This window comes from Pseudothauera lacus, from assembly GCF_003034845.1.
GTDB lineage: Bacteria > Pseudomonadota > Gammaproteobacteria > Burkholderiales > Rhodocyclaceae > Pseudothauera > Pseudothauera lacus.
The window spans coordinates 65,936-78,098 of the sequence record NZ_PZKC01000001.1 but is presented as its reverse complement, the minus strand read 5'-3'; the positions used below and the strand labels follow the sequence as shown (position 1 = coordinate 78,098).

The 12,163-nt window shown below is 66.8% G+C and carries 12 protein-coding genes and 2 tRNA genes; 1 reads left to right on the top strand and 13 read right to left on the bottom strand.

Annotated features, from left to right (window positions below; translation table 11 throughout):
* Positions 1 to 32 precede the first annotated feature (32 nt).
* From C8261_RS00370 to pgsA, 3 genes are all read right to left on the bottom strand, one after another.
* Positions 33 to 106, bottom strand: a tRNA-Cys gene (locus tag C8261_RS00370).
* A gap of 73 nt (positions 107 to 179) precedes the next feature.
* A tRNA-Gly gene (locus C8261_RS00365) sits at positions 180 to 255 on the bottom strand.
* A 66-nt stretch (positions 256 to 321) separates the two neighbouring features.
* A complete protein-coding gene (pgsA, locus tag C8261_RS00360; RefSeq protein ID WP_107491672.1) occupies positions 322 to 891 on the bottom strand; it encodes a CDP-diacylglycerol--glycerol-3-phosphate 3-phosphatidyltransferase in 570 nt (189 codons plus the stop codon).
* A 149-nt stretch (positions 892 to 1,040) separates the two neighbouring features.
* Here pgsA and C8261_RS00355 point away from each other — a divergent pair, with 149 nt between their 5' ends.
* Positions 1,041 to 2,702, top strand: a complete 1,662-nt coding sequence (locus C8261_RS00355) for an alpha/beta hydrolase (protein WP_107491671.1) — start codon at positions 1,041 to 1,043, stop codon at positions 2,700 to 2,702.
* An 18-nt stretch (positions 2,703 to 2,720) separates the two neighbouring features.
* Here C8261_RS00355 and uvrC read toward each other — a convergent pair whose 3' ends face one another.
* The 10 genes from uvrC to lepA are packed head-to-tail and all read right to left on the bottom strand — an operon-like array spanning position 2,721 to position 12,120.
* Positions 2,721 to 4,538 carry an excinuclease ABC subunit UvrC gene (gene uvrC / locus C8261_RS00350; protein ID WP_107491670.1) on the bottom strand — a complete coding sequence of 606 codons (1,818 nt, stop codon included), beginning with the start codon at positions 4,536 to 4,538 and terminating at the stop codon, positions 2,721 to 2,723.
* A 4-nt stretch (positions 4,539 to 4,542) separates the two neighbouring features.
* Positions 4,543 to 5,649 (bottom strand): beta-N-acetylhexosaminidase, encoded by a 1,107-nt coding sequence (gene nagZ, locus C8261_RS00345; RefSeq protein ID WP_107491669.1) that lies wholly within the window; start codon positions 5,647 to 5,649, stop codon positions 4,543 to 4,545.
* Positions 5,646 to 6,023 (bottom strand): holo-ACP synthase, encoded by a 378-nt coding sequence (acpS, locus tag C8261_RS00340; RefSeq protein ID WP_107491668.1) that lies wholly within the window; start codon positions 6,021 to 6,023, stop codon positions 5,646 to 5,648. The genes nagZ and acpS overlap by 4 nt, the downstream gene beginning before the upstream one ends.
* The gene (locus C8261_RS00335) at positions 6,020 to 6,775 is read right to left on the bottom strand and encodes a pyridoxine 5'-phosphate synthase (RefSeq protein WP_107491667.1); all 756 of its coding nucleotides are present in this window, start codon (positions 6,773 to 6,775) and stop codon (positions 6,020 to 6,022) included. The genes acpS and C8261_RS00335 overlap by 4 nt, the downstream gene beginning before the upstream one ends.
* Entirely contained in the window at positions 6,772 to 7,503 is a 732-nt protein-coding gene (recO, locus tag C8261_RS00330; RefSeq protein ID WP_107491666.1) for a DNA repair protein RecO, read from the bottom strand. Before recO ends, C8261_RS00335 begins: the two co-directional genes overlap by 4 nt.
* Before the next feature lie 18 nt (positions 7,504 to 7,521).
* Entirely contained in the window at positions 7,522 to 8,436 is a 915-nt protein-coding gene (gene era / locus C8261_RS00325) for a GTPase Era (RefSeq protein ID WP_107491665.1), read from the bottom strand.
* The gene (rnc, locus tag C8261_RS00320) at positions 8,433 to 9,104 is read right to left on the bottom strand and encodes a ribonuclease III (RefSeq protein ID WP_107491664.1); all 672 of its coding nucleotides are present in this window, start codon (positions 9,102 to 9,104) and stop codon (positions 8,433 to 8,435) included. Before rnc ends, era begins: the two co-directional genes overlap by 4 nt.
* A gap of 6 nt (positions 9,105 to 9,110) precedes the next feature.
* Positions 9,111 to 9,467 (bottom strand): DUF4845 domain-containing protein, encoded by a 357-nt coding sequence (locus tag C8261_RS00315; protein WP_107491663.1) that lies wholly within the window; start codon positions 9,465 to 9,467, stop codon positions 9,111 to 9,113.
* Between the two features lie 17 nt (positions 9,468 to 9,484).
* Positions 9,485 to 10,273: a signal peptidase I gene (gene lepB / locus C8261_RS00310; RefSeq protein WP_107491662.1), complete on the bottom strand. Its 789-nt coding sequence runs from the start codon at positions 10,271 to 10,273 to the stop codon at positions 9,485 to 9,487.
* A 47-nt stretch (positions 10,274 to 10,320) separates the two neighbouring features.
* A complete protein-coding gene (lepA, locus tag C8261_RS00305; RefSeq protein ID WP_107491661.1) occupies positions 10,321 to 12,120 on the bottom strand; it encodes a translation elongation factor 4 in 1,800 nt (599 codons plus the stop codon).
* Positions 12,121 to 12,163: the final 43 nt, after the last annotated feature.

The window sequence follows — 12,163 nt, the reverse complement described above, 5'->3', positions numbered from 1 at the left end:
CCGCCGAAGCGGGTTCAAGTCTTTGTTTTTACTGGAGGCGCGACTCGGAATCGAACCGGGGTACACGGCTTTGCAGGCCGCTGCATAACCACTCTGCCATCGCGCCGTTGTGCTTTACGGCTGGCCCGACTGCCTCCATCGGGTCTTGCCGGATGCGGCAGCCGCCACATCCTGAAAACTGGAGCGGGAAACGAGTCTCGAACTCGCGACCTCAACCTTGGCAAGGTTGCGCTCTACCAACTGAGCTATTCCCGCTGGAAAGATCGCCATTATAGACGCCACTTCGATCTTGTCAACCACGAGCTGCATTGCTGCCATCCTTCAACGATGCTCGCGCAGCAAGGGCATCGCGCGGTGCAGATAGTAGCCCATCGACCACAGCGTGAGACCGGCGGCAACGTAGATCAGCCATTCGCCGAGCACCCGCATGTCCATACCGAGGAAGGGGGCGTTGAAGAGCAGCATCGGGATGGCAACCATCTGCGCCGCGGTCTTCAGCTTGCCGACATAGGCCACCGCCACACTGGCCGATTTGCCGACCTGCGCCATCCATTCACGCAGTGCGGAGATGGTGATCTCGCGCCCGATGATGATCACCGCGAAGATGGCATCGGTACGCCCGAGCTGGACCAGCAGGATCAGCGCCGCGGCCACCATCAGCTTGTCGGCGACCGGATCGAGGAAGGCCCCGAAAGCCGAGGTCTGGCCAAGGCTGCGCGCAAGATAGCCATCGAACCAGTCGGTGACCGCGGCAACGATGAAGATCGCGGTGGACACCAGGTTCTTGTGCGTGCCGGAAAGCACACCATCGGGGAGATAGAACACGCCGACGAAGATCGGGATGAGGGCGATCCGCGCCCAGGTCAGCGTATTGGGAATGTTCAGCGGCATCGCGCGGCCCTCGTCGGCCGGAAGTGTTCTGGCAAGGCGTAGTATAGCTGCTCCCCGCCCGCTTTCAGCGCGCGCGCATGCACCCGGGGCCACCGTATACTGCAGGCTTTGCCACCCTTGGCGGCCCCACTGCCGCCGCAACCGCCGCGATGCTGCAAGCCTGCGCCGAGCGCCTGCTGCGCTCCCTGTCGCCGATCGGCCTGATCCTCGGCACACTGTTCTTCGCCGTCTCGCTCACGCCCAGCCTGGTGCCGCGTCCATTCGTGATGCAGGGCCTGCTCTCCGGCGTGGCGCTGGCAGCCGGTTACGGCATCGGCGTGTTCGGACGCTGGCTGTGGCATTACCTCGAACTGCCGGTGGTACACGGGCGTTCGCGCTGGGTCCTGAAAGGCTTGCTCGGCCTGTTCTGCCTTGGCGTGGCGGTGGCTTTCCTGCTGCAGGCCTCGGCCTGGCAGGATTCGGTGCGTACGCTGATGCAGATGCCGCCGGTTGAAAGCAGCCGCCCTCTGTCGGTCGGCCTCATCGCCAGCGCGGTATTCGCCGTACTGCTGGCCCTGGCGCGCCTGTTCGGGCTGTGCGCACGCCTGGTGTCGCGCTGGATGAACCGCCTGGTACCGCGACGGATCTCCGCGATGGCTGGCCTGCTGACCGCCCTCCTGCTGTTCTGGTCGGTGATCGACGGCGTCTTCGCACGCTTCGTGATGAACGCCTTCGACACCTCCTTCGCACAGCTCGATGCACTGATCGAGGACGAAGTCGAGCCGCCGCAGGACGCCCTCGTCACCGGCAGCCCGGCCTCACTGATCGCCTGGAAGGATCTCGGCCGCCAGGGGCGCCGCTTCGTCGCGCGGGCACCGTCGGCCGACGAGCTCGCACGTTTTGGCGACGCCCCGGTGCAACAGCCGCTGCGGGTCTATGCCGGGCTCAATTCGGCCGACAGCATCGCCGGACGTGTCGAGCTGGCATTCCAGGAGCTGTTGCGCAGCGGCGGCTTCGAGCGCGCGGTGCTGGTCATCGTTACGCCCACCGGCACTGGCTGGATCGACCCCGGGGCAATCACCAGCCTCGAATACCTGCACCGCGGCGACGTCGCCAGCGTTGCCGTGCAGTACTCCTATCTGCCCAGCTGGCTGTCGCTGCTCGCCCAGCCGGACTACGGCGCCGACACGGCGCGTGCCCTCTTCCAGCGCGTCTACGGGCACTGGCAGGGCCTGCCGGCAGCGCAGCGACCACGCCTCTACCTGCACGGACTGAGCCTCGGCGCGCTGAACTCGCAGCGTTCCGCCGAAGCCTGGGAGATCGTCGGCAACCCCCTGCACGGCGCACTGTGGAGCGGCCCGCCCTTCCGCAGCACCAACTGGCAGTGGCTCACCGCCAACCGCAATCCGGGATCGCCGGCCTGGCTGCCGCGTTTCCGCGACGGCGCACTGGTGCGTTTCGCCAACCAGGACGGCACGCTGGAAGACTTCGATGCCCCCTGGGGGCCGCTGCGCATCGTCTACCTGCAGTACGCCAGCGATCCGGTGAGCTTTTTCGACCCGCTGGCCTTCCTGCGCGAACCGGAATGGCTGTCCGGCCCCCGTGGCCCGGACGTCTCCCCTGCGCTGCGCTGGTTTCCGGTGGTGACCATGCTGCAGCTGGCGGTTGACATCGCCGCCGGCGACAAGGCGCCGGCAGGCTACGGCCACGTTTACGCCACCGAGCATTACATCGACGCCTGGCTGGCGGTGAGCGCCCCCACAGGCTGGAGCGCAGCCGAGATCGACCGTCTCAAGGCCACCATCGGCAACCTCGGCCGCCTGCCGCAGTAAGGCCGCCCGCCGCGCGCTTCAGCCGCGCAACTGGTCGTGGATGCGCTGCGCCAGTGCGGCGCTGATGCCTTCGACCCGGCACAGGTCCTCGACGGTGGCGTTACGCACCCCATCGATGCCACCAAAGGTGGCGAGCAGGTTGCGCCGCCGGCTCGGCCCGACCCCGGGAATATCTTCCAGCCGCGAACCGATGCGCGCCTTGGCACGGCGTGCGCGGTGGCCGGTGATGGCGAAGCGGTGGGCCTCGTCGCGGATTTCCTGGATCAGGTGCAGGGCCGCGGCCGACGGCTCCAGGTGCAGGGCCTCGCGCCCGTCGGGAAAGATCAGCGACTCCAGCCCGGGCTTGCGCCCTTCGCCCTTGGCCACGCCGACCATGGCCACCGACTCCAGGCCGACTTCGGCAAGGATGGCGCGCGCCGCACTCACCTGACCCTTGCCGCCGTCGATCAGGATCAGGTCGGGGCACAGGCCCTCCCCCGCCGCCACCTTGCCGTAGCGCCGCTCCAGCACCTGGCGCATGGCGGCGAAGTCGTCGCCGCCGGTGATGCCGGCGATGTTGTAGCGGCGGTACTCGGCATTCTTCATCGCCCCATCCACGCACACCACGCAGGACGCCACGGTGGCCTCACCCATGGTGTGGCTGATGTCGAAGCATTCGATGCGGCGTGGCGGCTCAGGCAGCTCGAGCGCCTCGCGCAACGCTTCCAGGCGCTGCTCGCTGCGTCCGGTGTCGCGCGCGCGCGTCTGGATGGCGAGCTGTGCGTTCTTGTGCGCCATTTCCAGCCAGGCCTTCTCCGCGGCAAAGCGCGGTGCGGCGAGCGCGCAGGGGGTGTCGGACAGTTCGCCGAGGAGCTCGCGCAGCGCGGCGGAAGGGTTCGCCACCAGCAGGCGGGCGGGCATCGGATGCACCGCGTAGTGCTGTTCGACGAAAGCCAGCAGCGCATCGTCGGCCGCGCAGCCGGCGGCATTGCTGGGGAACTGCGGGCGGTCGCCAAGGTGGCGGCCGCCGCGCACCATGGCGATGTTCACGCAGGCCACCCCGCCCTCTTCCGCCGCGGCGAGGATATCCACGTCCTCGTCCTTGCGGCTGTCCACGAACTGGCGGTGCAGCACGGCCTGCAGCACGCGCACCTGATCGCGGCAGGCGGCGGCCTCCTCGAAGGCGAGGCGTTCGGCTGCGTCGTGCATGCGCGCGCTGAGGTCGTCGATGACCTCGCTGGCGCGTCCGTCGAGGAAACGCGCGGCGAGCTTCACATCGGCGGCGTAGGCGTCGTGTCCGATGGCACCGACGCAGGGCGCGGTGCAGCGCTTGATCTGGTGCAGCAGGCAGGGCCGCGAGCGGTTCTGGAACACCGAGTTCTCGCAGGTGCGCAGCTGAAAGGTCTTCTGCAGCAGGTGGATGCTCTCGCGCACCGCCCAGGCGTTGGGAAAGGGGCCGAAGTAGCGCGCGCCCCTGGCGAAGGCGCCGCGGTGGTAGGCCAGGCGCGGAAAGTCGTCGGCGGAGAGCTCGATGTAGGGGTAGGACTTGTCGTCGCGGAAGAGGATGTTGTAGCGCGGCGCCAGGCTCTTGATGAGGTTGTTCTCGAGCAGCAGGGCCTCGGCCTCGGAGCGCGTCGGGGTGACGTCGACGCGCTCGATCTGCGCCACCATCATGGCGATGCGCGGGCTGGAGAGGGTCTTCTGGAAGTAGCTGGAAACTCGGCGTTTGAGGTTCTTGGCCTTGCCGACGTAAAGCACGCGCTCCTCGGCGCCGATCATGCGATAGACGCCGGGCTCCTCCGGCACCGTCCTGAGAAAAGTGCGCGCGTCGAAGGCCGGTGCTGCGGTGCCGCCCATGGTCTCAGGCCGGCGTGGCGTCGCCGCTGGTGCCGGCGGCCATCATCGGCGCGGTGGCGTCGTGCTCGGCCAGCGTGCGCACAACCTCGCGCGCCTGCGCATAGCGCGGCGCGAGTTCCAGCGCGAAAGGGTCGGCGTGGCGCGCCTGACCGCGCAGCGCGGCGATGCGGCGCAGGCCTTCGGGGTCAGGTGCCGGCACCCAGCGGTCGAGCAGTTCAGCGGCCAGATCAGGACGGTTGCACACCAGCACCATGTCGCAGCCCGCCTCATGCGCGGCGCGGGCACGGCCGACGATGTCGCCGGCGACCAGCGCGCCTTCCATGTTGAGGTCGTCGCTGAAGATCGCCCCGCAGAAGCCGACCCGGCCGCGCAGCACATCCTGCAGCCAGAAACGCGAGAAGCCCGCGGGATTCGGATCGGCCGCCGGATAGATGACGTGCGCCGGCATCACCCCACCAAGCTGGCGGCCCAGGCGGTGGCGGTAGGGGGCGATGTCCTGCGCCCAGATGTCGTCGAAGCTGCGCGCATCGACCGGCACGTCGACATGGGAGTCGGCCTCCACGTAACCATGCCCGGGGAAATGCTTGCCCACGCTCTTCATGCCCGCTTCCGCCATGCCGGCGACCAGGGCCTGGGCGAGCGCGGCGGTGGTTGCAGGGTCACGATGGAAGGCGCGGTTGCCGATCGCCCGGCTGCAGCCGTAGTCCAGGTCGAGCACCGGGGTGAAGCTCAGGTCCACCCCATGCGCAAGCAGCTCGGCGGCCAGCACGTAGCCGGTGTCGCGCGCTGCATCCAGTGCGGCCAGATGGTCCTTCTCCCACAGTGCGCCGAGCGCACGCATCGAGGGCAGCCGGGTGAAGCCGGCGTTGCGGAAGCGCTGCACCCGCCCGCCTTCGTGATCCACCGCGATCAGCAGGGGCGGATTGCGCAGCGCGCGGATCTCCGCGGTGAGCGCGGAGAGCTGCTCGGAGTCACTGAAGTTGCGTGCAAACAGGATCACCCCGCCGACCAGCGGGTCCTGCAGGCGCTCGCGCTCCTCGTCGCTGAGCGTGGTGCCGGCGACGTCGAGCATCACCGGGCCGAGCGGCAGGTGTATGGCGGGAAGGTTCATGCGCGTTCGATCAGGGCAAAGGCGACGACGTGGTCCACCTCGTCGGCCAGACTGAGATGGGCGGAGAGGCCGTGTCCGGCCATGTGAGCGGCGAGGCGCTGGTCGAACTCGTACAGCGGCTTGCCCAGCGCATCGTGCCCCACGGCAACCGCATGAAGGGTGGCGGGCACCGCGACGCCGGTGCCGAGCGCCTTGCCGAAGGCCTCCTTGGCGGCGAAACGCTTCGCCAGGAAGCGCGCCGGGTCGCGACTGGCAGCCCAGGCGGCGCGCTCGCCGGCGGCGAGGATGCGGACGGCGAAACGCTCGCCATGGCGTTCCAGCGCCGTGCGCATGCGCGCGACGTGGACGATGTCAGTGCCGATGCCGTGGATCATGCGTGCGGGCCGGCCGCCTCGCGCATCAGGCGCTTCATCTCGCCGACCGCTTCGCGCAAGCCGACGAACACCGCGCGACTGACGATGGCGTGACCGATGTGCAGTTCGCGCACCCCGGGCAGGCGGGAGATGGGCTGAACGTTGTAGTAGTTGAGCGCGTGACCGGCGTTGAAGCGCATGCCCAGCGCGCGGATGGCCTCGCCGGCCACCGCAATGCGGCGGATCTCGGCGAGCACCGCGGGCGCTTCGGCATCGCGTCCGGCACTGTGGAAGGCGTGGGCATACGGGCCGGTGTGCACCTCGCAGACCCGTGCACCGATGCGCGCGGCGGCATCGATCTGCGCCAGGTCGGCATCGATGAAGACGCTGGTGAGGATGCCGGCATCGGCCAGCCGGGAGACCACGTCTTTCAGCATCGCCTCGTTGGCGAGGATGTCCAGCCCGCCTTCGGTGGTCACCTCAAGCCGCCCCTCGGGCACCAGCATGGCCATCTCCGGCTTCACCCGGCAGGCAATGGCGACCATCTCGTCGGTCGCTGCCATTTCCAGGTTGAGCTTGACCTGGGTGAGCTCGCGCAGGCGGCGCACGTCCTCGTCATTGATGTGACGACGGTCCTCGCGCAGATGGATGGTGATGCCGTCCGCACCGCCGAGATGCGCCTCCACCGCCGCCCACACGGGGTCGGGCTCCCAGGTGCGGCGCGCCTGGCGCAGCGTGGCGACGTGGTCGATATTGACGCCGAGTTCGATCACAGTTCCTGCAACTCCTTCAACACCCGGCGCGACTGCAGCGGCTGGCCGCCCAGGTAGTGGTTGATGATGGCGCGCAGCAGGGTCTTGCTCTGCGCCAGGGTCTCGGCGGCGGAAAAATCGCCTGCCGCCATCGCCAGCAGGCTGCGTCCGCTGATCACCGGCTGCTCCGCATCCGCCGCTGCGTGGGTGGCCAGCGGCAGCGGTCCGCGTTCGATTATATAGAGGTAGTCCTGCGCCGGCCGCACCGCCTCGCCGCTGTCGGCCTCGACGTCGAGGCCGGCGCCGTAGCCCAGCTCGTTGAGCAGGGCGAGCTCGAAGCGGCGCAGCACGGGTGCGAGGGCATCGCCGCGGGCGAACTCACGCAACGCATCGGCATACGCGGCGAAGAGCACCGGATGCGCGTCTTCGCGTGCGCTCAGGCGCACCAGCAGTTCGTTGAGGTAGTAGCCGCAGAGCAGCGCGCGGCCGCCGAGCAAGGGCTGGCCGCCCTGCCATTCGGCGCGCACCAGGGTCTTCACCTCGCCGCCGCCGGACCAGTCCACCAGCAAGGGCTGGAAGGCCATCAGCACGCCGCGCAGCGGCGACTGCGGGCGCCGCGCACCCTTCGCCACCAGTGCGACGCGGCCATGGTCACGCGAAAAGATCTCCGCGATCAGGCTGGTTTCACGCCATGGATAGGTGTGCAGCACGAAGGACGGCTGCTGTTCGATGCGCTGCTTGGGGCTCACGCCGCACCGCCGGGCCGGTTATTCGTAGCCGAGGCTCTTCAGCGCACGCTCGTCGTCCGCCCAGCCGCTCTTGACCTTCACCCAGACCTCGAGGAAGACCTTGCCGTCGAACAGTTTCTCCAGCTCCACGCGCGCTTCCGAGGCGATGCGCTTCAGGCGCTCGCCGCCCTTGCCGATGACGATGCCCTTGTGCCCGGGCTTGTCGACGATCACCGCGGCATGAATGCGGCGCAGGCGGCCTTCGACCTCGAACTTCTCGATCTCCACCGCCATGCCGTAAGGCAGCTCGTCGCCGAGGAGGCGGAAGAGCTTCTCGCGCAGGAATTCGGAAGCGAGAAAGCGCTCGCTGCGATCGGTGATCTCGTCCTCGCCGAACATCGGACTGCCTTCGGGCAGCAGCGGCGTGGCGGCGCGTACCAGCTCATCGACATTGGTGCCGCGTTCAGCCGACAGCGGCACGATCTCGGCAAACGGATACACCGCGCTCATCTCCTGGATGAAGGGCAGCAGGCGGCGCTTGTCCTCCAGGCGGTCGACCTTGTTGATCACCAGCACCACGCGGGCATCGGCGGGCAGCACCTCGACCACCTTGCGGTCGTCCTCGCCGAAGCGCCCGGCCTCGACCACCAGGAAGACCAGATCGACGTCCTTCAGCACCTGGGTGACGGTGCGGTTCATCGAGCGGTTGAGGGCGTTGCGGTGCTGGGTCTGGAAGCCCGGCGTGTCGACAAAGACAAACTGCGCGGCCGCGTCGCTACGGATGCCGGTGACGCGGTGGCGGGTGGTCTGCGCCTTGCTGGAGACGATGCTGATCTTCTGCCCGATCAGGCGGTTCAACAAGGTGGACTTGCCGACGTTGGGCCGCCCGACGATGGCGACGAAGCCGGTGCGAAAAGGCGTTGCAGCGGGCGCACCCGCGGTGGAATCGTTCATTTCTTTCTCAGTTGTGCCAGCGCAAGTTCCGCCGACTGCTGTTCTGCCGCGCGGCGACTGGGGCCGCGACCGATGGTGGGGGCCGGCAGCGCATCGATGGTGCAGGCAACCTCGAATTCCTGCGCATGGGCTTCGCCGAGCACCTGCACCATCTCGTAACGCGGCAGCTTCATGCGCCGCCCCTGCAGCCATTCCTGCAGGGCGGTCTTGGGATCCTTGGTCGGCGCACCGGGATTGACGGCGTCGATGTGCGGGCCATAGAGGCGGTCGATGAGCGCCTTCGCGGTGGCAAAGCCGGCATCCAGGAAGACCGCCGCAAAGACCGCCTCAAGCGCATCGGCAAGGATGGAGGGGCGACGGAAGCCGCCCGACTTCATCTCGCCCTCGCCGAGGTTGAGATGATCGCCAAGCTGGAGTTCGACGGCGATGCGGTGCAATGCATCCTGGCGCACCAGCGAAGCGCGCAGGCGCGACAGCTCACCTTCGCGCAACTGACCAAAGCGCTCAAAGAGCGCCATCGACACCACGCAGTTGAGGATGCTGTCGCCGAGAAATTCCAGGCGCTCGTTGTTGGGCAGGCCGTGGCTGCGGTGGGTCAGTGCCTGCCGCAGCAGCGCCTGGTCGGCAAACTCGTGCCCGAGGGCGCGCTGCAGGTGTTGCAGGGTCATCCGCGCTCAGCGCACATTCGAGACGTCGAAGTCGATCAGCAGGCTGACGTTGCCCGCCACCGGCACCGCGCGCCCATACTGCACCTCGACCACCGTCTGCCCGCCGACCTTGGAAATGGCCAGATCGAGGCTGCGCACCGACTCGACGTTGTCGACGCTGGCGCGGCGGTCGAAGCTGCGCCGCATCTCGGTCACCGAGGCACCATTGTCGCCTTCCTCAGCGATGGCCTGGACGGCCTTCTTGACCGCAAGGTATTCGGTCACTGCCGGCACGGTGCGGAAACCGATCAGCAGGACGAAGGCGAAGAAGGCTCCAAGGATCAGCACGCTGACCAGGCTGAGGCCGGATTGCTTGTTGTGCATGCGAAGAACCCCCTAGTTCAGTGGAAGCGGCCAATGCGCTTCATGTCGCTGAAATTGAACCAGATGAAGAAGGCGCGACCGACGATGTTGCGGTCCGGCACGAAGCCCCACACCCGGCTGTCGCTGCTCGCGTCGCGGTTGTCACCAAGAACGAAGTAATGCCCTTCGGGTACCGTACAACGAAAGCCGGCACTAGTATAGGTGCAGTTCTGGCGGAACGGAAAATCCATCACCTGGGAAACGAAGGCCGGCGCATCCTGTTCGATGAGCAGTTGATGACTGCGCTCGCCGAGCTGTTCGACGTAACGCGGCGAATAGTACAGACGGTCGGTGTGCAGGTATTCACCGTCGGCACGCAGGGGCACCTCTTCACCATTGATGCGCAGGCGCTTGTCGAGGTACTCGACGCGGTCGCCAGGCACGCCGACGACGCGCTTGATGAAATCAAGCGAGGGGTCGGCCGGATAGCGGAAGACCATCACGTCGCCGCGCTGCGGGTCGTTGATGGAGATGATCTTCTTGTTGATTACCGGCAGGCGGATGCCGTAGGTCCACTTGTTGACGAGGATGTAGTCGCCCACCAGCAGCGTCGGGATCATCGAACCGGAGGGAATCTTGAACGGCTCGACGAGGAAGGAACGCAGCACGAAGACGATCAGGATGACCGGGAAGAAGCTCGCGCCGTACTCCACCCACCATGGCGCCGGCGCCCCGGGAGCACGGCGCTTGCGTGCGTAGAAGCGGTCGACAGCCCACAGCAGCGCGGTGATGGCGAGCAGCAGGAACAGTATGAGGGCGAAATTCACGTCTTAAATCCCTTCTCGGGGCCGGCCACAGAAGCCGCAGCGGAGACTCACTTGCCGTCCTCGACGCGCAGCACGGCAAGGAAGGCTTCCTGCGGAATTTCCACGTTGCCGACCTGCTTCATGCGCTTCTTGCCTTCCTTCTGCTTCTCGAGCAGCTTCTTCTTGCGGGTGATGTCGCCACCGTAGCACTTGGCGAGCACGTTCTTGCGCAGCGCCTTGATGGTCTCGCGGGCGATGATGTGCGAACCGATCGCCGCCTGCACGGCAACATCGAACATCTGCCGCGGGATCAGCCCGCGCAGCTTCGATGCCAGTTCCCGTCCGCGGTACTGGGCGCTGGCGCGGTGCACGATGACGGAGAGTGCGTCGACCTTCTCGCCGCCGACCATCATGTCGAGCTTGACCAGGTCGGCGCTGCGGTACTCCTTGAACTCGTAGTCGAGCGAGGCGTAACCGCGCGACACCGACTTGAGCTTGTCGAAGAAATCCATCACCACTTCGTTCATCGGCAGATCGTAGATCAGCTGTACCTGACGGCCGTGGTAGCGCATGTCCACCTGCACACCGCGCTTCTGGTTGCACAGCGTGATCACCGGGCCGACGTAGTCCTGCGGCAGGAAGATGGTGGCGGTGATGATGGGTTCGCGGATGTCCTGGTACTTGCCGGGCTCGGGCAGCTTGGCGGGATTCTCGACATGGATGACCTCGCCGTCGTTGAGCACCACCTCATACACCACTGTCGGCGCGGTGGTGATGAGGTCCATGTCGAACTCGCGCTCCAGACGCTCCTGCACGATGTCCATGTGCAGCAGGCCGAGGAAGCCGCAGCGGAAGCCGAAGCCCAGCGCCTGCGAGACTTCGGGCTCGAACTGCAGCGAGGCGTCATTGAGGCGCAGCTTCTCCAGCGAGTCGCGCAACTGGTCGTATTCCGAGGACTCCACCGGATAGAGGCCGGCGAAGACCTGCGGCTTGATCTCCTTGAAACCCGGCAGGGGCTCCGCCGCGGGGCGATTGACCAGGGTGATGGTGTCGCCAACCTTGGCGGCATCGATTTCCTTGATGCCGGCAATCACGAAACCGACGCTGCCGGCGGCGAGCACATCGCGGCTCACCGACTTGGGGGTGAACACGCCGACCTGTTCGCACAGGTACTGCGCGCCGGACGACATGAAGCGGATCTTGTCCTTCGGGCGCAGCGCGCCATCGACCACGCGCACCAGCATCACCACGCCGACGTAGTTATCGAACCAGGAATCGATGATCAGCGCCTTCAGCGCCGCGTCGTCGTTGCCGCGCGGTGCCGGCACGCGCTGCACGATGGCCTCCAGCACCTCCTCGATGCCGAGACCGGTCTTGGCCGAACACAGGATGGCATTGGAGGCATCGACGCCGATGACATCCTCGATCTCGGCACGGGCGTTGTCGGGGTCAGCCGCCGGCAGGTCGATCTTGTTGAGCACCGGCACCACCTCGACATCCTGATCGAGCGCGGTGTAACAGTTGGCCACCGTCTGGGCTTCCACACCCTGCGAGGCATCGACCACCAGCAGTGCCCCCTCGCAGGCCGCCAGCGAGCGGCTGACCTCGTAGGAAAAGTCCACGTGCCCCGGCGTATCGATGAGATTCAGGTTGTACACCTGGCCATCGCGCGCCTTGTACTGCAACGCTGCGGTCTGAGCCTTGATGGTGATGCCACGCTCGCGCTCCAGATCCATCGAATCGAGCACCTGCTGCTCCATCTCGCGGTCGGAGAGGCCGCCACAGTAGTGGATCAGGCGGTCGGCAAGGGTCGATTTGCCGTGATCGATGTGGGCAATGATGGAGAAGTTTCGCGTATCTTGCTGCATGGATGACAACAGAAAGGGCGCCGCAAGGCACCCTGATGAAGTG

Excerpts from the sequence above, each read along its gene's own strand:
- era (WP_107491665.1), bottom strand. The coding sequence starts at position 8,436 with ATGAACGATTCCACCGCGGGTGCGCCCGCTGCAACGCCTTTTCGCACC.
- acpS (WP_107491668.1), bottom strand. The coding sequence starts at position 6,023 with ATGATCCACGGCATCGGCACTGACATCGTCCACGTCGCGCGCATGCGC.
- C8261_RS00315 (WP_107491663.1), bottom strand. The coding sequence starts at position 9,467 with ATGCACAACAAGCAATCCGGCCTCAGCCTGGTCAGCGTGCTGATCCTT.
- lepA (WP_107491661.1), bottom strand. The coding sequence starts at position 12,120 with ATGCAGCAAGATACGCGAAACTTCTCCATCATTGCCCACATCGATCAC.
- C8261_RS00355 (WP_107491671.1), top strand. The coding sequence starts at position 1,041 with ATGCTGCAAGCCTGCGCCGAGCGCCTGCTGCGCTCCCTGTCGCCGATC.
- rnc (WP_107491664.1), bottom strand. The coding sequence starts at position 9,104 with ATGACCCTGCAACACCTGCAGCGCGCCCTCGGGCACGAGTTTGCCGAC.
- pgsA (WP_107491672.1), bottom strand. The coding sequence starts at position 891 with ATGCCGCTGAACATTCCCAATACGCTGACCTGGGCGCGGATCGCCCTC.
- uvrC (WP_107491670.1), bottom strand. The coding sequence starts at position 4,538 with ATGGGCGGCACCGCAGCACCGGCCTTCGACGCGCGCACTTTTCTCAGG.
- nagZ (WP_107491669.1), bottom strand. The coding sequence starts at position 5,649 with ATGAACCTTCCCGCCATACACCTGCCGCTCGGCCCGGTGATGCTCGAC.